This is a genomic window from Microbacterium sp. SORGH_AS_0505, assembly GCF_030818715.1.
In the GTDB taxonomy this organism is placed as follows: domain Bacteria; phylum Actinomycetota; class Actinomycetes; order Actinomycetales; family Microbacteriaceae; genus Microbacterium.
Genome location: NZ_JAUTAT010000001.1, coordinates 1 through 17,371, shown reverse-complemented (window position 1 = coordinate 17,371; position 17,371 = coordinate 1). Strand labels below are relative to the sequence as shown.

Annotated in this window: 19 protein-coding genes and 1 tRNA gene; 7 read left to right on the top strand and 13 right to left on the bottom strand. The window is 71.1% G+C overall.

The window, feature by feature from the left end:
* Window positions 1-37: 37 nt before the first annotated feature.
* Window positions 38-562 carry a methylated-DNA--[protein]-cysteine S-methyltransferase gene (locus QE428_RS00100; protein WP_091355084.1) on the bottom strand — a complete coding sequence of 175 codons (525 nt, stop codon included), beginning with the start codon at window positions 560-562 and terminating at the stop codon, window positions 38-40.
* Window positions 563-754: 192 nt separating this feature from the next.
* Between QE428_RS00100 and QE428_RS00095 the strand changes: the two genes are divergently transcribed.
* Both QE428_RS00095 and QE428_RS00090 read left to right on the top strand, forming a co-directional pair.
* Window positions 755-4,447 carry an AAA family ATPase gene (locus tag QE428_RS00095; protein WP_307461671.1) on the top strand — a complete coding sequence of 1,231 codons (3,693 nt, stop codon included), beginning with the start codon at window positions 755-757 and terminating at the stop codon, window positions 4,445-4,447.
* The gene (locus QE428_RS00090; protein WP_307461667.1) at window positions 4,437-4,613 is read left to right on the top strand and encodes a hypothetical protein; all 177 of its coding nucleotides are present in this window, start codon (window positions 4,437-4,439) and stop codon (window positions 4,611-4,613) included. Before QE428_RS00095 ends, QE428_RS00090 begins: the two co-directional genes overlap by 11 nt.
* A 4-nt stretch (window positions 4,614-4,617) precedes the next feature.
* On the opposite strand, the gene mscL is transcribed toward QE428_RS00090, so the two are convergent.
* The 3 genes from mscL to QE428_RS00075 are packed head-to-tail and all read right to left on the bottom strand — an operon-like array spanning window position 4,618 to window position 5,987.
* On the bottom strand, window positions 4,618-5,073 hold the full coding sequence (mscL, locus tag QE428_RS00085; RefSeq protein ID WP_307461664.1) for a large conductance mechanosensitive channel protein MscL: 456 nt from the start codon (window positions 5,071-5,073) through the stop codon (window positions 4,618-4,620).
* A gap of 36 nt (window positions 5,074-5,109) precedes the next feature.
* Complete coding sequence (locus QE428_RS00080; RefSeq protein WP_091355078.1) at window positions 5,110-5,382, bottom strand: FmdB family zinc ribbon protein; 273 nt, start codon at window positions 5,380-5,382, stop codon at window positions 5,110-5,112.
* A 14-nt stretch (window positions 5,383-5,396) separates the two neighbouring features.
* A complete protein-coding gene (locus QE428_RS00075) occupies window positions 5,397-5,987 on the bottom strand; it encodes a 5-formyltetrahydrofolate cyclo-ligase (protein WP_091355075.1) in 591 nt (196 codons plus the stop codon).
* A gap of 76 nt (window positions 5,988-6,063) precedes the next feature.
* Here QE428_RS00075 and galU point away from each other — a divergent pair, with 76 nt between their 5' ends.
* The 4 genes from galU (at window position 6,064) to QE428_RS00055 (ending at window position 8,783) form a co-directional block, all read left to right on the top strand.
* A complete protein-coding gene (gene galU / locus QE428_RS00070; RefSeq protein WP_091355072.1) occupies window positions 6,064-6,942 on the top strand; it encodes a UTP--glucose-1-phosphate uridylyltransferase GalU in 879 nt (292 codons plus the stop codon).
* Window positions 6,943-6,964: 22 nt separating this feature from the next.
* Window positions 6,965-7,585: a GNAT family N-acetyltransferase gene (locus QE428_RS00065; RefSeq protein WP_091359637.1), complete on the top strand. Its 621-nt coding sequence runs from the start codon at window positions 6,965-6,967 to the stop codon at window positions 7,583-7,585.
* A 72-nt stretch (window positions 7,586-7,657) separates the two neighbouring features.
* A complete protein-coding gene (locus QE428_RS00060; protein ID WP_307461654.1) occupies window positions 7,658-8,653 on the top strand; it encodes a large exoprotein in 996 nt (331 codons plus the stop codon).
* A 54-nt stretch (window positions 8,654-8,707) separates the two neighbouring features.
* Window positions 8,708-8,783, top strand: a tRNA-Ala gene (locus tag QE428_RS00055).
* A gap of 35 nt (window positions 8,784-8,818) precedes the next feature.
* On the opposite strand, the gene QE428_RS00050 is transcribed toward QE428_RS00055, so the two are convergent.
* From QE428_RS00050 to QE428_RS00035, 4 genes are read right to left on the bottom strand one after another with little or no spacing between them, the layout of a single operon-like run.
* On the bottom strand, window positions 8,819-9,229 hold the full coding sequence (locus QE428_RS00050; protein ID WP_307461651.1) for a hypothetical protein: 411 nt from the start codon (window positions 9,227-9,229) through the stop codon (window positions 8,819-8,821).
* Window positions 9,230-9,257: 28 nt separating this feature from the next.
* Window positions 9,258-10,820 (bottom strand): glycerol-3-phosphate dehydrogenase/oxidase, encoded by a 1,563-nt coding sequence (locus QE428_RS00045; protein ID WP_307461647.1) that lies wholly within the window; start codon window positions 10,818-10,820, stop codon window positions 9,258-9,260.
* Window positions 10,817-11,629, bottom strand: a complete 813-nt coding sequence (locus QE428_RS00040; RefSeq protein WP_307461644.1) for an aminoglycoside phosphotransferase family protein — start codon at window positions 11,627-11,629, stop codon at window positions 10,817-10,819. The genes QE428_RS00045 and QE428_RS00040 overlap by 4 nt, the downstream gene beginning before the upstream one ends.
* Window positions 11,626-12,300: a class II aldolase/adducin family protein gene (locus QE428_RS00035; protein WP_307461641.1), complete on the bottom strand. Its 675-nt coding sequence runs from the start codon at window positions 12,298-12,300 to the stop codon at window positions 11,626-11,628. Before QE428_RS00035 ends, QE428_RS00040 begins: the two co-directional genes overlap by 4 nt.
* A 46-nt stretch (window positions 12,301-12,346) precedes the next feature.
* On the opposite strand from QE428_RS00035, the gene QE428_RS00030 reads away from it, so the two are divergent.
* Entirely contained in the window at window positions 12,347-12,985 is a 639-nt protein-coding gene (locus QE428_RS00030) for a TetR family transcriptional regulator (RefSeq protein ID WP_133399960.1), read from the top strand.
* A gap of 84 nt (window positions 12,986-13,069) precedes the next feature.
* Here QE428_RS00030 and QE428_RS00025 read toward each other — a convergent pair whose 3' ends face one another.
* The 5 genes from QE428_RS00025 to QE428_RS00005 form a co-directional block, all read right to left on the bottom strand.
* The gene (locus QE428_RS00025; RefSeq protein ID WP_307461636.1) at window positions 13,070-14,227 is read right to left on the bottom strand and encodes an MFS transporter; all 1,158 of its coding nucleotides are present in this window, start codon (window positions 14,225-14,227) and stop codon (window positions 13,070-13,072) included.
* A gap of 1 nt (window position 14,228) precedes the next feature.
* Complete coding sequence (locus QE428_RS00020) at window positions 14,229-15,494, bottom strand: aminotransferase class III-fold pyridoxal phosphate-dependent enzyme (RefSeq protein ID WP_307461633.1); 1,266 nt, start codon at window positions 15,492-15,494, stop codon at window positions 14,229-14,231.
* On the bottom strand, window positions 15,491-16,270 hold the full coding sequence (locus tag QE428_RS00015) for a hypothetical protein (protein WP_091355031.1): 780 nt from the start codon (window positions 16,268-16,270) through the stop codon (window positions 15,491-15,493). The genes QE428_RS00020 and QE428_RS00015 overlap by 4 nt, the downstream gene beginning before the upstream one ends.
* Window positions 16,251-16,886 (bottom strand): TetR/AcrR family transcriptional regulator, encoded by a 636-nt coding sequence (locus tag QE428_RS00010; protein ID WP_307461629.1) that lies wholly within the window; start codon window positions 16,884-16,886, stop codon window positions 16,251-16,253. Before QE428_RS00010 ends, QE428_RS00015 begins: the two co-directional genes overlap by 20 nt.
* Window positions 16,886-17,371: SDR family oxidoreductase (locus tag QE428_RS00005; protein ID WP_307461626.1), on the bottom strand; the 486-nt coding region annotated here is incomplete at its 5' end. The genes QE428_RS00010 and QE428_RS00005, both read right to left, overlap by 1 nt.

Genomic DNA, 17,371 nt, shown 5'->3' with positions numbered 1-17,371 from the left:
CGGGCAGGGACGGCCTACACGTCCCTGCCCGCCTCCGTCATGCGCGGCCCGTCGAACCGGCGACCGACTCCTCGAGATCGAGGAGGAATCGCTTGTGTTCCGGCCGGCCGCCGTACTCGCCGATGGACCCGTCGCTGCGGATCACTCGGTGGGCCGGCAGCACGATCGACCAGGGAGTGCGAGCGCACGCGGTCCCCACCGCGCGATGCGCCCGCGGCGCGCCGGCCGCGATCGCCACCTCGGCGTACGACGCCGTCTGGCCGTACGGCACGTCGACGATCGCCTCGAGAGCCCGTCGGGTGAAGCCCGCCGTCAGTCCCCAGTCCAACGGAACGGTGAACTCCCGACGCTCACCCGCGAAGTACTCGTCCAGTTCCGCTGCCACAGCGGCGGACGGGCCCTCGTCCTCGATGGGAACGGCGTGCAGCAGCATGCTGAGCCGCGCCACCTCGGCATACGCGGGGCCGTCGAGAACCGACAGCGCGGCGAGGCCCGCCTCGGTCGTCACCAGGAGGGCCTCGCCGATCGGTGTCGGGTGCACCGCGTAGGTTGCGTTCGTCATGTCCTCATCTTGGCGCGGCGGCGTCGATCGGGACCGGGGGAGCGAGGAGGCGGGGAGAACCGGCGTCCGGCGTCGGTTGTGGAGGAAACGGGGCGCGTGTGACAGCCGATCTGCGAAACTCGGCCGTCGATCCCGATTTCCCAGCCCGACGCGCCTAATGTTTCTCGTGTGTGGCGAGCAGAGAGCGGTGCTGTGCGCGGCGAGACGGCCGAGCAGGCTCACGCGGTGACCCCGGCGGACGTGACGCTGTCCGACCCCGAGGTCCTCGTCATGCACGCCGCCGTGCCCGAGCGGAAGCGGCTGCGCGAAGAAGCGGCGCAGCTCGGCGGCGCCTCGACGCTGCTGCACTACCGCGACGACGGCGACGCCGGCATCGACATCACCAAGGCGCACCCGGGAAGCCTGCCGCAGTTCATCACCGGGCGTCCGACGCTCCTGTCGAACATGTTCCGGGACGAGGTGGCCCTCCGCACCGCGCGACTGGCCGCCGAGCGCATCACGTCCAAGGACGTCGAGCTCCGCACCGCCCGTGGCCTCGACACCGTCCACCTCGCGATCGGCATGGCGTCCTGGCGCATCGGCGGGGTTAGCTGCACCGCTCCCGTTCTGCTCCGCCCCCTCTCGATCCGGCGGCACCACGCGGACTTCGACCTGCGGCTCCACGGCACGTTCCACATCAACCCCGAACTCGTCACGGCGGCACGCATCCACTTCGGCGTCGACATCGACGGCGACGCCCTCGCCGCGCTCGCCTACGACGGCGGCGTGTTCCAGCCGCAGCCGGTCATCGATCGCCTCCGTGCCCTCACGGCGCACGTGCAGACCTTCACGGTGCTGCCGCGTCTGGTCGTCTCGACCTTCGCCGACGTGGCCTCCGACATGGAGCGGGATGCCGTCGACCTCGACCACCCCGTCCTCAACGCGCTCGCGGGGCACCCCGCCGATCGAGAGCGCCTCTCGTTCGTCCGTCCGCAGCCCGCAGCCGTCGGCCCCGACGACCGGACTCCCGCCGCGGATCGCCTCCTTCTCGACGCGGACGCCGAGCAGGAGGCCGTGCTCGCCCGCATCACCGAGGGGCAGTCGCTCGCCGTCCACACCCTGCCCGGCACGGGCGGCACGCAGACGGTCATCAACGCGGTCGGCGAACTCGTCCGCTCGGGGAAGCGCGTCCTCGTCGTCAGTGCCCGACGCTCGACGCTCGACGGCGTGCGGCACCGGCTCGCCGGCATCGGCCTCCCGGGCCTCGCCGTGTCGCCGACTCGCCTGCACCGCGACCTGATCCGTGCGATCGGTCGGAACGAGAAGGCCGAGCAGCCCAAGGTCGCCGAGGTCGACGACGCTCTCGTGCGGCTCCGCACCGTCCTCCGCGACTACCGCTCGGCGCTCACGCAGCGGCACGCGTCGGTCGGGGTATCTCCCCTCGAAGCGCTCCGCGAACTCACCCGCATCGCCGAACACGAACCGCAGCCGACCGCGACCACGCGGTTCGACCTCGCGACCGTCCAGCGACTCGCGACCCGTCGCGTCGAGGCTGCGGAGGCCCTCGCGGCATCCGCTCGCCTCGGCGAATTCCGCATCGGACCGGACGACTCGCCCTGGTACGGCGTCGCGTTCTCGACGACCGACGAGGCCCGCGCCGCGCACGCTCTGGCCGGCCGCCTGCACCGCACCGAGGTGCCGGGGCTGCTGGAGCGCGGGTACGAGCTCATCGGACAGACCCGCATGCGCCCGTTCTCGTCGATCGCCGAGATGGGCTCGTACGTCCAGCTGCTGCAGGGCATCCGCGCGTCGCTCGACCGCTTCAGCCCCACGATCTTCGAACGGCCGCTGACCGACCTGATCGCAGCGCACTCGTCGCGGCGCGATTCGGCGCAGATGACCCCCGCCAACCGTCGGCGCCTTCGCCGGCTGTCGAAGGAGTACGTGCGCCCCGGCATGCACGTCACCGACATGCACGAAGCACTGCTGCGGGTGCAGCAGCAGCGCACCTCCTGGCAGCAGCTGGTCGACGCCGGCGTGACACCCGAGATCCCCATCGGTCTCGACGACGTCGCGGCGGCGTGGCAGCGCGCCAACGCGGACCTGGGCGAGCTCGACACGGCGCTCGGTCGCACCGAGAGCCTCGCGTCCCTCCCGATTCCGCAGCTGCTCCGCACGCTCGCGGGGCTGGCCGCGGCATCCGACGTTTTCGACAACCTCGTCGAGCGGGCTGCGCTGCGCAGCGAACTCGCCCAGCTGGGGCTCGAGCCGCTCCTCATGGAACTCTCGACGCGCCACGTGCCCGAATCAGAGGTCGCGAGCGAGTTCGAGTACGCCTGGTGGCGCTCCGCTCTCGAGGCCATGCTGCGGTCGGACCGCGCCCTGCTCGGCGCGAACACGCAGGTGCTGGACCGGCTCGAGCGCGACTTCCGTCTCGTCGACGAAGCGCACGCCTCATCGGCCGGGCCGCTCCTGTCGTCGGAGCTCGCGAAGCGGTGGCGGATCGCCATCGTCGACGAGCCGCGCGAAGCGGCCTCCCTGAAGTCAGCCCTGCGCGGCGGAACCGCCTCGGCCGCAGAGCTCGTCGCCTCGGCCCCCACGCTCATGCGCGTGCTCGCCCCCGTGTGGCTCGCATCGCCCTACGAGGTCCCCAACGTCCCCGACCACCCTGATTTCGACGTCGTGATCATCGCGGATGCCGCGGCCCTCTGCCTCGCCGAGGCGACGCCCGCCCTCCGCCGCGCTCGCCAGATCGTCGTCTTCGGCGACCCCGTCACGCAGAAGCCGACCCCGTTCCGGCTCTGGTCGGGACGCGGCGACGATCTCGAGGCGCCCGAGGTGCCCTTCGACGACGCGAGCGTGTTCGGCCGGCTCAGCGAGCTGATCCCGGTCGAGACCCTCACCCGCAGCTACCGGGCGGGCGGCGAGGATCTCGCCGAGCTCGTCAACGACGCCTTCTACGGGGGAGCGATCAGCTCATTGCCGTGGGCGGGTTCGTACCTCGGTCGCGGCAGCCTGAGCGTGGACTACGTCGAGGGCGGCACCGGTGCGCCGGACCCCGACACGGGAGCCGTGGAGAGTCCGGATGCCGAGGTCGCCCGCGTCGTGACCCTCGTCGTCGAACATGCGATCAACCGCCCGGCGGAATCGCTCATGGTGGTCACCGCCTCGTCGCGTCACGCCGATCGCATCCGCGCGGCCGTCGCCAGCGCTTTCGCGGGACGCTCGGACGTCGCGGACTTCGTGGGGCGCGAGACGGCCGAGCCGTTCGCCGTGCTCGGCCTCGAGGAATCCGTGGCGGAGAGCCGCGACCGCGTCATCTTCTCGCTCGGATTCGGCCTGACCAAGCACGGCCGCGTCCTCAGCGACTTCGGCGATCTCTCGACGCCCGACGGTGAGCGGCTGCTGACGGTCGGCATGACGCGTGCGCGCCGCTCCATGGTCATCGTGTCGTCGATCCGTCCCTCCGCGTTCGATGAGGGACGCCTCACGCACGGCGCGGCGACCCTCATGTCGATCCTCGGGCGCATCGCCGCCCGCGGTCGCGACGCGCGTCTCGAGGACCTCGCCGACCCGCTCACGCTCACTCTCGCTCAGCATCTGCGAAGCCTCGGTGTGTCCGTCGACGTCCACTATCGCGGCGGGCAGCTGCCGCTCGTCGCCCAGTACAAGGGCAAGGCCGTCGTCGCCGACCTCGACGGGGAGAGCACTCACGACAGCCTCCGCGAGACCCTCCGCCGCCGTCCGCAGCTGCTGCGACGCCTGGGCTGGCACTACGTCCGCGTGCACGCGTTCGACGTCTACAACGATCCTTCCGCTGTCGCGCTGCGCATCGCCGGCGTCATCGGCGTGCAGCCCGAGACGCCTGCGGCGCCCGGGTCGACTCAGCCGATCGATGTCGACTGAGCGCCAGCGCGTCGAGCGGGTCCCGGGCTCCCGGCGAGCCAGGCTGACGCCCGCGCCCGGGACGGACACGACCCCCGAGACGACGAACGGGCCGGACGCGGGGAAAACCCCGGCATCCGGCCCGAACGATGATCGCCTCCGCAGCGACGTCCCGCCGCACTACTGACGCGTCAGATGGACGGCGACGGCGGTTCGGTCGACCGCGTCGGGGCCGCCGTCGCGCCGCGCTGCTGCTCGAGCAGATCGCGGATCTGGATGAGCAGCTCGGCCTCGGTGGGGAGCTTCGCCGCCTCTTCGACGACCCCGGCCTTCGCCGCCTGACGCTCCTTCCACTTGTTCATCGGGACGACGAATACGAGGTAAACGACGAGGGCGACCGCGAAGAAGCTGATGATGGCGCTGATCAGGCCTCCGATCGGGAAGGTCACGACGTCGTAGAGGCCCTGCACCTGGATGCCGAAAGCGCCGGTCTTGGGGTCGGCCTTGAAGAACAGGCTGATGAGTGGGGTGATGATGCTGGCGACGATCGCGGTCACCACCGCGCTGAACGCCGCGCCGATGACGACCGCGACCGCGAGGTCGATGACATTGCCGCGCATGATGAAGTCTTTGAAGCCTTTGATCATGGCTGCTCCTTCCTCTGCCGGCGCAGGGGCCGGGTATTACGAACCCGCGGGGGCGGGCGAAGCGGACGCTCCGGATGATGTCGATGATGTCGAAGAACCCGAGCTCTCGCCAGAGGTCTTCGTCCCGCTCGACGAACGCGAGTCGGTCCGGTAGAAGCCCGAGCCGTTGAAGGTCACGCCGATCGAGCCGTACTGCTTGCGAAGTGCGCCGCCGCATTCGGGGCATTCGGTGAGTGCGGCATCGGAGAACGACTGGACGGCGTCGAAGCGGTGACCGCACGAGGTGCAGGCATAGGCGTAGGTGGGCATGAGACCTCGGTGGATCAGCGGGTGGGAAGGAGAACGGTGCGGGTGGGGGTGACGACCCCTGAGACGGGCTGGTCGTGGACGTCGCGGGGGACGTCGTCGACGAGCTCGGAGTCGAAGATGACGGCGTAGACGGGCGGGCACTTCTCCATCGAACCGATGGTCTTGTCGAAGTAGCCGCGCCCCCAGCCGAGGCGCATCCCGTGGCGGTCGACGGCGGCCGCCGGGATGACGAGCAGATCGACGTCGTTCACGGCGACGGGGCTGAGAAGCTCGCCCACCGGTTCGGGGAGTCCGAACATGCCCTCGGCCGTGTCGCCTTCTTCTTCGGCGACGGCCCAGTCGAGCAGACCATCCGCGCGGGTGACGGGCAGGAGGACGCGGATGCCGCGGGCCACGGCCGCGGCGATGAACTCGCGCGTGCCGGGCTCGGTCGGGGTGGAGAGGAAGCAGGACATGGACCGGACGTGGTGCTCGGTGACCAGGGCGTCGAGCTGGGCGCGGACACCGGCCGCGGCCTCGTCGAGGGCGGCGGCGGAGCGCTGCTGGCGACGCTCGCGGAGCTCCGCGCGCAGCGCGCGCTTCTCGGTGTCCAACGGCCCGGTCATGGTCCGATTCTAAAGGGACACGCCCGCTGCCCCGACGTGTGTCCCGCGGGCTCGCGGCATCTGTAGGGTGAGGGGCATGTCTGCTGAGCGCATCAAGGCCGTGATCCCTGCCGCAGGGCTCGGGACCCGCTTCCTGCCCGCCACCAAAGCCATGCCGAAGGAGATGCTGCCGGTCGTCGACAAGCCGGCCATCCAGTACGTGGTCGAGGAGGCCGTCTCGGCCGGGATCGACGACGTCCTCATCATCCTGGGACGCAACAAGAACAACATCTCGAACCACTTCGATTCGGTCCCCGAGCTCGAGTCGAACCTCACCAAGAAGGGCGACCACGAGAAGCTCAAGCGGGTGCAGGACTCCTCGGAGCTCGCCGACATCCACTTCGTCCGTCAGGGTGAGCCGAAGGGCCTCGGCCACGCCGTGCTCCGCGCGCGCTCTCACGTCGGTGACAGCACCTTCGCCGTGCTTCTCGGCGACGACCTGATCGACGCGCGCGACGTCCTCCTCGAGAAGATGCTCGAGCAGAACAAGAAGACGGGCCTCACGGTCGTCGCGCTCATGGAGGTCTCGCCCGACCAGATCCACATGTACGGCGCCGCGGCCGTCGAGGAGACGGACGAGCCCGATGTCGTCAAGGTGACCGGTCTGGTCGAGAAGCCGAAGAAGGAGGATGCGCCCTCCAACTACGCGATCATCGGTCGCTACGTGCTGACCCCGGGTGTCTTCGACGTCCTCGAGCGGACCGAACCCGGCAAGGGTGGCGAGATCCAGCTGACCGACGCGCTCGAAGAGCTCGCGTCGACCGAAGGTGTCCTCGGCGTCGTGTTCCGCGGGCGTCGGTACGACACGGGTGACCGCGCCGACTACATCAAGGCCATCGTCCAGCTCGCCGTCGACCGGGATGATCTGGGAGCGGAGCTGCGTCCGTGGCTGAAGGACTTCGCATCGGGCCTCTGAGCCCGGCGGGACGCTGATGGGCATGGACGGGCCGGTCGTGCGCGCGCACGGTCCGATCTCGATCCGGCTCGTACGGCCCCGTGATGCGAAGCCTTTGCAGACCGAGCTCGAGCAGAATCGTTCGTGGCTGCGGCAGTGGGAGGCGACGAGCCCGGACGGGCCGATCTCGCTCGACATGCGCAGCGGCGTGCGGCGGTTGCTGCAGCAGTACCGTGACGGCTCCGGCGTGCCGTTCGTCATGGAGTACGACGGCGAGGTCGCCGGGCAGCTGAACGTCTGGGGGATCGCCCGCGGGTCGCTGTCGTCGGCAACGATCGGCTACTGGGTGAGCGAGCGCTTCGCAGGTCGCGGCATCACGCCGACGTCGGTGGCGCTCGCGACCGACGTCTGCTTCGAAGACCTGCGCCTCCACCGCATGGAGATCTGCATTCGGCCCGAGAACGCGAAGAGCCTCCGCGTCGTCGAGAAGCTGGGCTTCCGGTACGAGGGGCTTCGCCGCAAGTACATCCACATCGACGGGGACTGGCGCGATCACTACGCGTTCGCTCTCGTCCGCGACGACGTCCGCGAGGGCGTGTTGAACCGCTGGTTGGCGGGGCGCGCGCCGGCGGATGCGGCATCCATCCCTCCCGCCGACCGTTAACCCTCAACCAGAAGTTCAGACACGCCCACCGGATGCCGGTTCTCACCGCTCCGGGAACATACGGTGAGCGACATGGGTGAGCAGGTGATGGGTGGCGGGGTGATCATGCTCGTCGCCGTCCTCTTGTGGCTGGTGTACCTCCTGCCGTCGTGGCACAGCCGGCATCAGTATCAGGCCGCTGAGCGGAACGCCGTGCGCCTGAACCAGGCGCTGCGCGTACTCGCCGAGACGAGCGAGACTCCCGGTGAGGTTCGCCTCGAACTGAACGCCCGCACCGCCCTCGCCCAGCAGAAGCTCGCGCGTCGCGTGCAGGCCGAGAAGGAGAGCGTCGGCCTCGAAGCTGCGCGCGCCGAACTCGCCGCCGCGAAGGTGCAAGCCGCCGTCGACCGCGAACTCGCCAGGGCCGAGCGGCGTCAGACTGCCGCCGACGCCGCTGCTCAGCGCGAGAAGGCGCGAGCGGATGCCGCCCTCGCCCGAGAGCGGGCGATCGCCGAAGCCGCCGCAGCTCGAGCCACCCCCGCCGTACGCCGCGCGCGGGCGCGCCGCCGCGTGCGCCTCACCGCCTCGATCCTCGGTGTCGTGGCCCTTGGTGTCGCCGGTTTCGGCGGCTACCTCGGCGCCGTGGGCGCAGGCTGGAGCCTGCTCGCCGTCGGCGGTGTCGTAGCCGTCTCGAGCCTGCTCGTGCTCGGCCGGATGAACACGATTGCCCGACGCGCGGCATCCCGTTCCGTCGCGGTCGAGATCGTCCGCGAGGCGCGCGCGCTGCAGGACGTGGCGCTCGAATCCGACCGCGCCGAATGGACGCCTCGTACCCTCCCGCGTCCGCTCACGGCCTCTGCGGGGTCGCGCGCCGCGGCGGTGCTCGACGCCTCCGATGCCCGTGATGCGCTCCGCCAGGCGGCCGTCGAGGAGGCTCTCCGCGAGCGGGTCGCGCAGGCCGCACCGCCGTCGATCGACACCGCCCGCCGCACTCGTGCGGCCGAGGTCGCTTTCGCGGGACCGGCCGACGATGAGCGCATCGAGGCGCACGTGCGAGACCTCCTCGCACGCCGCGCATCGGGGCAGTAGGAGCCCGCCTCGCGTTCGAGCGGCCCGATCGGTCGTGGTAATGTTGAGGCTTCCGGGCCTGTGGCGCAGTTGGTAGCGCGCTTCGTTCGCAATGAAGAGGTCAGGGGTTCGAATCCCCTCAGGTCCACCACCGGAAAGACCCCCGCTCGCGGGGGTCTTTCGCTGTCAGCGGGGGAGTGATCTGGTCCTCACGAGCGACTCCGTCAGGGAACCCGCCGCGGCCAACACTCCCAGGGTGACCGCGCCGGCTGCAGCGACGGCCGGGACGCCCGCCTCCAACGTGATGTAGCCGAGCATCGCGCACCCTGCGGCGGCCACGACCGCGGCCGCGGCGGTCCAGACAGTCCGAGCTCCCCATCGCCGGGCGAGCGCGTGCGCTTCGCGCGTCAGCAGCCAGACCACGACTCCGGCCACCGCGCCGATGCCGGCTCCGATCGGGCCGCCGTAGATCATCAGTCCCCACGGCGTCTCGACCCCAGCGTTGAGACTGGCGACCGCCGTCGCGGCGAGGCCGATTCCCGCTGCCGCGCCGATCGCGCCGCTGAACGCCATGCGTCGAACGAATCCCCCAGTCATCGCTTCACCGTAGCGGGCCTCGTGCTTCTCAGCGGGGGAGTGCGACGGCCGCGCGCGCCGCGTCGAGCTCGGTCGCACGACGTTCGGGAGACCAGTCGAGCTCTGTGCCCGCGATGTCCGCCGCCGCCGACAGGACGTCGTCGCCGGGGTCACCGCGGCGTCCGATGCCGGTGCGGTTCAGCAGGATGTCGGCGAGGTGCACGGCCGCCTCGTGGCGGGCCGCGAACGCGACACCGGCGAGCAGTTCCCCGTCGTCCGTCGCCGGGCGCGAGAGGACGTCGGACTCGGATGCCACGGCCCGGAGGGCACCGGCATCCGATCCGTACAGCCGGGCGATCAGGTCGGTCGTCCCCGTGTCGGCCAGGTCCGTGCCGTCGAGTGGGACGTCGGCTGTGCGGCTCGGCGCGGCGACGCGGCCGATCGAGCGTGCGAGAGCGGGGACGACCTTCTCGGCGAACGCCCGCGCCGTCGTGTACTTGCCTCCGGTCGCGGTCACGATGCCGGGGACGCCGTCCTTCGCGTGGTCGACGAGTTCCGACGCGCGCGAGGCGCGATAAGTGTCGGTCCCGCTCGTCTCCGTCAGAGGGCGCAATCCCCCGTACGCGGCGACGACGTCTGCCGTCGAGAGCTCCACGGGCAGGCGACCGGCGGCGTTGATCTCGGCGAGGAAACGCTCGATCGACTCCCGCGTCAGCCGCCAATCCGAGACGTCTCCGGTGTAGGGCGTCTCGGTCGGACCGATGAGCGTCCGCCCGCGCCACGGCGCGAAGCTGAAGTGGCCGCCCGACGACACGGTGAGCACCATCGTCTCGGTGATCGGCCTGGTGATGAGGTAGATGCCTTCCGAGCGCACCTCGGGGCGCGGGCCGGCGGCGCGCTGCAACACGCCCTCGGCCGCGAGCACGTCGTACGCCCACGGGCCGCTCGCGTTCACCGTGACGCGCGAACGAACCTCGTGCTCGCTGCCGGTCACGAGGTCCGTCACCCGCGCTCCGCGGACGCGTCCGGCCGCGGAGATCAGCCCGTCGGCCCGCACGTAGTTCGCCACCCTCGCGCCGTGCGCGACGGCGGACCGCACGAACGCGAACGTCAACCGCTCGGGCGAGAGCATCATCGCGTCGTGGAAGAGGATTCCGTGCTCGAGGTGGCCCAGCCCTCGCAGCCGCAGTTCCTCGCGACTGAGGCTCCGATGACGCGGGATGCGGTGGCTCGCGGGCACGCGGTTGCGGTCGAACGACAGCACGTCGTACGCCGTGAGGCCGACGTGCTCGACGATCCCGGGGTCGGGGAGCACCATGGCGATGGGGGAGACGAGCCCCGGAGCGATGCGCGACAGGGTCCGCCGCTCCGCGAGCGACTCGCGGACGAGACCCACTTCGAGGTTTTTCAGGTAGCGGAGCCCGCCGTGGATGAGCTTGCCCGTCGCGGCCGAGGTCGCCGCACCGAAGTCGTCCTTCTCGACGAGCGCGACCGACAGGCCACGGCTCGCCGCCTCGTACGCGATCGCCGCCCCCGTGATGCCGCCCCCGACGACGAGGACGTCGACGACCTCACCGTCGGCGGGAAGGGAGCGGTGGACAGTCGTGGTCATCGGGTGAGCTCCGACCGGATGCCGCGCACCAGGCGCTCGCGCTCGCTCGGGATGTCGAGCATTCCCAGGCGCAGCACGCGCGCCGCGGTCGCCCAGCGGTCGAGGCTCGCCGTCGTCATACCCGTCGCCCGCAGATACTCGGTCAGATACATGCGTCCCATCGCGCCGCGCGCGGCTCCGTAGACGAGCAGTTGCGCCTTCGTCGCGCCCGGGAAGAGTTCGGCCTCGGTGAAGAGCAGTCGCGTCATCGCGACGTCCGCTGCGGGATCGCCGGATGCCGTCGACTGCCAGTCGATCGTCGCGATGCCGCCGCCGTGTCGGAACACGTTCATCGGGTGGAAGTCGAGGTGCAACACGCTGTCGCCGCCAGGAAGGGACGCCAGATGGTCGAGCAACGCCGCCCGCTCGCGAGCGGTGAAGCCTGCGAACGGGGCCGTGCCGACCAGGTCGGCGGCGACATCGCGGACGTCGGGGAAGCGGTCGCTCGCGACCCGATGAACGCGCGCATGCTCCTGCGCGAGCGTGCGGGCGACGCGCCCCATGCGCAGCGGGTTCTTCTCGGCGACCGTCGTCAGGGCGACCCCGTCGATGCGGTCGAAGACGACGGCGCGGCGGCCGTCGGCATCCGTCCTCCCGTGACAGCGGATCGGGGTGAGGCCGAGGTCGAACGCGGCGGTGGCGTCCTCGACTTCGCGGTCGATCGCCTCATTGGGCCAGTCGTCGTGGAAGACCTTCGCGACCGTCGATGTCGTCAGGGAGTGGACGTCTGCCGACCGCCCGTGGGCGACGAGTCCGCCGACGGCGGTCACACCGACACCGGTTTCGTGGTGCCGTACCCGAGACGCATCGCGTGGGCGACGACCTCCTGCTGCTGGGCGGCGTCGAGCGCCCGAGGCGTGCCGACGGTTGCGGCACGCAGGTAGAGCTCCGCGAGCCACTCGACGAGGAGGGCGTTCTCGACGGCGGTCCTCAGGTCGGCGCCGAGGGCGACCGCGCCGTGGTTGGCCATGAGTGCGGCGAGACGGCCGTCGAGGGCCGTGCCGACGGCGGCGGCGAGGTCGGGCGTCCCGAACGCGTGGAACGGGGCGACGCGCAGCGACCCGCCCAGGACGAGCTGCTGGTAGTGCACGACGGGCAGCTCGTCGAGGACGAGGGAGAGCGCCGTTGCGCTCGGTGCATGCGTGTGGACGACTGCCGACACCTTCTCGGCCGGCGCGGAGCGCAGGACCCCGAGGTGCAGGGCGAGCTCGGACGTCGGGGCGAGTGCGCCCTCGACCACGGCGCCGCCCAGATCGACGACGATCACATCGTCGGCGGTCGCCTCGCCGAGGACGACGCCGGTCGCCGTGACGGCCACCACGTCGCCCGCGCGAGCACTGACGTTGCCGGCGGTGCCGATGAGCAGACCGTGGCCGGCCAGGGTGCGGGATGCCTCGGCCACGGACGCGCGGAGATCGTGATGGTGCGACGTCGTCGTCATGCTGCTAACGTTGCCGCCGCCCCTAACCAAAGTCAAGTTTGATTCCATGCACACGACGGACGACACCTCTCAGGACTGGACGGACCTCGGCCTGCGCCGGACCCCGACGCAGCAGCGCTCGAGGCAGAAGGTCGTGCAGGCGATCGCGGCCGCCGAGGATCTCGTCGTCCGTGAGGGAGTCGACGTCATCACGCTGCCGCGCGTCGCCGCTGCGGCGGGGGTGAGCGTGGGGGCGTTGTACCAGTACTTGCCCGACCGCGAGGCGATCCTCGCCGCTATCGTCTCGCGGTATCACGACCGCCTCGAGCGCCTGCTCGACGACGCGATCGAGCGACTGCGCGCCGACCCGCGCAGCGAGGACCCTGTCGGAAGCGTCCTGCGCGCTGTCGCCGCCGTCTATCAGGATGAGCAGTCCGCGCGGTCGCTCGGCACGGTTGCGATCTCGGCTGACGCGGATGCCGCACGTCGCCGTCACAAGCGGGCGATGGCCGATCGCGTCCACACGCTGCTCCGCGAAGCGGGAGTGCTCGACGGCGTCGACGACGAGCGGGGCGCCGCCGTCGCTCGGGTCGCGTTCGCGTCGGCTGACGCCGTGCTGCACGACGCCTTCGCCGCGCCCGAACCGGAGCGGGCCGTCCTGCTCACCGAGCTCGAGCGCGCGCTGCGTGCCTCGCTGCGTGTGTGAAGAGCTGGGCGCCTGAAGACGTCGGCGCTCGAAGACCTCGGCGCTTGAAGACCGCGGCGCCAGAGAACCCGTCGCCTGAGCGTGTCAGCCGGCGGTCCGCCGCCACGCCGGGACGGCGGCGACCAGCAGCAGCGCAGGCAGGAGGAAGGCCAGCCCCGAGCCCGTGACGTCGGTGAGCACCCCGACCCCGACGGCCCCGAGGACGGCGCCCGCGTAGTTGAAGAGGTTGACCCGCGCGATCACCTCGTCGCTGCGCGCGGGATCGATGGACCCGGCGAGGCCGAACGCGATGGGGACGAGAGCTCCGACGGCGAGACCGCTCACGGCGAAGGCGATGATGGTGACGACCGGCACCGGGACCGCCGCCACGACGAGGGCTCCGGCGACCCCGAGGATGAGGCCGATCGCGAGCAGTCGCGCCCTGCCGAGGCGGCGGACGACGGCATCCGTCACCATCCTCGCGATGAGCACGCCGCCCTGGTACGCCGCGAGCCCGACGGGTGCGAGCGCCGCAGCGGCACCGATCGCCTCGAGGTGGATCGACCCCCATGAGCTCACCGCCGAGTCGACCGTGTAGGCGGCCAGAATGACGAGCCCGACGACCGTGATGGCGCGTCCATCGAGGCGCGGGCCCCTCGGTACGCCGTCCGTCGAGGGGCGGGCCGCACGTTCCCGGCTGAGCAGGCGCGCGCCGGAGAGGACGAAGGCGACCTGCAGGATCGCGGCAGCCACGAGGGCGGCGAACGCGGGAGCGCCGGATGCGATGATCCCCGCCATCCCGAGCGCGCCGATGATCGAGCCGGCGGTCAGGGTCGCGAAGAGGCGCCCGAGGAGCGGCGTCGCGCGGCCGCGCTGAGCGAGCACGCCCTGCATGTTCGACGACGCGTCGATGAGACCCAGCCCGAGGCCGTAGACGAGGACGGATGCCGCGAGCATCGCGGTCCCCGGCGAGAAAGCCGTCGCGACCAGTCCCAGCGCCTGCAGCGACAAGCCCGTGATGACGCCGTGCCGGCTGCTCGCCCGCCGGGCGATCGCGTCGGCGGCGAGCGAGCCGAGCGCTGCCGTCACGCAGACGCCCAGCAGGATCGCGGCGATCCCCGTCGAATCGAGCCCGGTCCGCTCCTGGAAAGCGGGAAGCGCCGTCACGATGACGGCGTATCCGAGCCCCTGCAGCCCGTAGACGGCCCCGGTGGCGACGACGGTGCGTGTGGTCGTTGCGGGTGATGCCGTCGTGCCGGTCACGTCACACCACCGCGGGGTGGCGCGTCCGGAGGGCGGCGAAGGCGTCCGCCGCGATCTCGACCGTCCGGTCGACGTCCGCTTCGGTGACCGCGGCGTTCAGGAAATGGTTGTGGTGGGACGTGAGGTACGCGCCGCGGCGCACGCACTCGGCGATCCAGTCCTGGTGCAGCATGAGCGAGTCCGCCGGATCCGCCACGCGCAGGTAGAAGAGCGCGGGGGCGCCCGAGGCGACGAGGGTGTAGCCCGCGTCCGATGCGACCTCGGTGAGCCCGTCGGTCAGTCGCCGTCCCAGCCGGTCGAACAACGCGGGGGCGTCGAGCTCGCGGAGCTTCCGCTGCGTCGCGATCCCGGCCGCGAAGGGGACGGCGCTCATCCAGTAGCTGCCCGTGTAGGTGATCGAGCTCACCGCTTCCTTCAGCGAGTCCTTGCCGAGGAGCGCCGACACGTTGTACCCGTTCGCGAGGGCTTTGCAGAAGCAGATGAGGTCGGCCTCGAAGCCGAAGTAGTGGTCGCTGCCGGCGAGGTCGAGGCGGAAGCCCGCGCGCACGTCGTCGATGATCAGCACGACGCCGTGCTCGTCGCAGAGCTTCCGCACCGCCTGCCAGTACCCGTCGGCGGGCAGCTGGTTGTCCACGAAGTTGCCGTGCATGTACGGCGTCGAGATGAGGGCGGCGACCTGTCCGCGGTTCTCGGACAGCAGGGTCCGGAGGGCGTCGAGATCGTTCCACGGGACGTAGAGGTTGTTCGCGACGTCCTCCTCGAGGACACCGGGGTAGTCGAGCTTCTGCGTCCACGGCGCGACCCCGTGATAGAAGCCCTTCACGAAGATCACCTTCTTGCGCAGCGTCGCCGCGCGGGCGGTCATGATCGCGAGCGTCGTCGTGTCGCCGCCGTTCTTAGCGAACATCGCCCAGTCGGCGCTGGCGACCTGGTCGACCAACAGTTCGGCGAAGTCGATCATGACGGTGGAGGGCAGCGAGACGACGTCCTCCTTCTTCGCCTGCGCCTGAGCGGCGGCGACGACGTCGGGGTCGTTGTAGCCGAGGACGTTGGGCCCGTAGGCGCACATCCAGTCGATGAACTCGTTGCCGTCGAGGTCCCAGAAGCGGGTGCCCTCGGCTCGGGTCGCGAATTTCGGGAACCCCTCGTTCGGCAGGTGCAGGCCCTCGGTGGGGCCGAGGTGACCCGGGATGCCACCGGGGATCACCTGTTGAGCGCGGCGGAACGCACCGAGGCTCTTGTCGAAGGTGTACACGGAGGAGCTCACTTTCCGAGGTAGTGGCCGACGCGGTCGAGGATGCGGCTCGTGTTGTCGACGAGCGGGATGTAGCCGCGGATGGCGATGCGCCCGTCGCCGACGCACGCCAGCGCACTCTCCCGGCCCGCGAGGACGTCGCCGGCGGTCTGCAGGTCGGCGAACCGGAAGACGGCTCGGGGCGAGGCATCCGTCACCGGAACGCGCGAGAGCCGGTGCTCGCGTACGCGCAGTCGGTGGCGGAGCGCGTCGCCGACGGCGATGTCGAGGTCGCCGTCGGACATCTGCGCGGCGCTGAAACGGCCCGACCGGTCGCGGTTCGCGACGATCGCGATCGCCCCCACCGCGACCTCGAGGAGCAGGACGCGGTGCGCGTCGGTGAAGGCCGGATCGGCGAGGTCTTCGTCGCTCGGGCGCAGGTACCGGCCGAGCAGGTCGCTGACCGGGGTGAACACCTGCGTCAGGAACCGGATGCCTGCCGGTCCCGCGATCGGAAGGGGCGACCCCGTGCCGTCGAGGACGGCGTTCAGGTGCGCGGGGGAGCGGAACACGAGCGTCGCTCGGGTCGTTCCGCCGTGCTCGCCCTCGGCGGGACGGATGCCGTCGCGCGCGAACACGAGGCTCATCGACTCGCCGCCGATCACCCGCGCGGTGAGCCGCACGGGCTGCGTCAGTCCCGCGAGCAGTCGCGTTGCGTCGGGCGCGACCTCCGACAGCTTCGGCAGCGCGCCGAGGACGGCGTGCAGGTTCACCGCCGCGAGAACGCGCTCATCGATCTCCGTCAGCATGGGGGCTCCCTTCGGTCGGTGCCTCGAGTGGGGCGGATGCCGCGGCCAGCGCTGCGGCGGCGAACGACGCCGTGCGACGCGCGGCATCCGAATCCCCGTCTGCGAGCCACGTCGTCGTGATTCCGTCGGCGATGACGACGAGGTGACGTGCGAGGTCGGACAGGGGAGCGGTCCACCGGTTGCCGGTGATCTCGGCGGCGTAGGCGAGCATCTGCTCGGCGGCGTCGTAGTAGGTCCGCCACTGCGCGCGCATCTGCCCCTGCGGGTCGCGCCGGCGGGCGACGAGGGCGAGTTCGAGCAGGGCGATCTCGTCGGCGGGGTCCTGCTCGAGCATGTCGATGTAACCCTCGAGGCCCGATCGGATGGCCGCCGTCAACGAGGTCGGATCGATCGCCCGCGATTCGGCGGCGAAGCGCTCCTGCGCGATCACCGTGTCGATGACGGCCGTCATCAGCTCGTCCTGCGTGCCGAAGATGTACGTGAAGGCGCCGAGGGGCATGCCGGCTTCGGCGGTGATCGCGCGCGTGGTCGCGGCGGCCACGCCACGCCGGGCGATGACCCGGATCGCGGCGGCGATCAGCTCGTCCCGTCGCTCTTCGGGCGGCATCCGGCGCATCAGGAGTCCCCCACGGCGCGGGCGGCGACGTGCAGGCGGAGTCGCCGGGGCGACACGCGCGCCACCCAGCCCTGCACGCGGTTGGCGGCGCCGACCGTGCGGACGGGGGAGGGGCGGGACGAGTCCAGCGCGTCGAAGGCCTCGTCGAGCACGTCGTCGACGGTCTTCGTCGCGCCGACCTTGAAGGTCTCGGAGCCCGCCGCGGCGAAGAACTCCGTCTCGGTGGGGCCGGGGCACAGGGCGAGGACCCGCAAGCCCGAGCCGCGGGTCTCCTGCCAGATGGCCTCGGTGAGCGAGGTGACGTAGGCCTTCGTCGCGGCGTACACCGCCAGTCCCGGCAGCGGCTGGTGTCCGGCGTTGCTCGACACGTTGACCAGTACCCCGCGGGCGGCGATCAGGTCGGGGAGCAGCTCGCGCGTCAGCAGCGTGAGCGCCGCGACGTTGACCTGCACCTCGGCGGCGACGCGTGCGGAATCCTCGTCGAC

Bases quoted from the DNA above. Each gene is read 5' to 3' on its own strand.
- QE428_RS00035 (WP_307461641.1), bottom strand. From the start codon at position 12,300: ATGACGACGACGTCGCACCATCACGATCTCCGCGCGTCCGTGGCCGAG.
- QE428_RS00080 (WP_091355078.1), bottom strand. From the start codon at position 5,382: ATGCCCACCTACGCCTATGCCTGCACCTCGTGCGGTCACCGCTTCGAC.
- galU (WP_091355072.1), top strand. From the start codon at position 6,064: ATGTCTGCTGAGCGCATCAAGGCCGTGATCCCTGCCGCAGGGCTCGGG.
- QE428_RS00100 (WP_091355084.1), bottom strand. From the start codon at position 562: ATGACGAACGCAACCTACGCGGTGCACCCGACACCGATCGGCGAGGCC.
- QE428_RS00075 (WP_091355075.1), bottom strand. From the start codon at position 5,987: ATGACCGGGCCGTTGGACACCGAGAAGCGCGCGCTGCGCGCGGAGCTC.
- QE428_RS00090 (WP_307461667.1), top strand. From the start codon at position 4,437: ATGTCGACTGAGCGCCAGCGCGTCGAGCGGGTCCCGGGCTCCCGGCGA.
- QE428_RS00060 (WP_307461654.1), top strand. From the start codon at position 7,658: ATGGGTGAGCAGGTGATGGGTGGCGGGGTGATCATGCTCGTCGCCGTC.
- QE428_RS00015 (WP_091355031.1), bottom strand. From the start codon at position 16,270: ATGCTGACGGAGATCGATGAGCGCGTTCTCGCGGCGGTGAACCTGCAC.
- QE428_RS00065 (WP_091359637.1), top strand. From the start codon at position 6,965: ATGGACGGGCCGGTCGTGCGCGCGCACGGTCCGATCTCGATCCGGCTC.
- QE428_RS00050 (WP_307461651.1), bottom strand. From the start codon at position 9,229: ATGACTGGGGGATTCGTTCGACGCATGGCGTTCAGCGGCGCGATCGGC.
- QE428_RS00030 (WP_133399960.1), top strand. From the start codon at position 12,347: ATGCACACGACGGACGACACCTCTCAGGACTGGACGGACCTCGGCCTG.
- mscL (WP_307461664.1), bottom strand. From the start codon at position 5,073: ATGATCAAAGGCTTCAAAGACTTCATCATGCGCGGCAATGTCATCGAC.
- QE428_RS00045 (WP_307461647.1), bottom strand. From the start codon at position 10,820: ATGACCACGACTGTCCACCGCTCCCTTCCCGCCGACGGTGAGGTCGTC.
- QE428_RS00010 (WP_307461629.1), bottom strand. From the start codon at position 16,886: ATGCGCCGGATGCCGCCCGAAGAGCGACGGGACGAGCTGATCGCCGCC.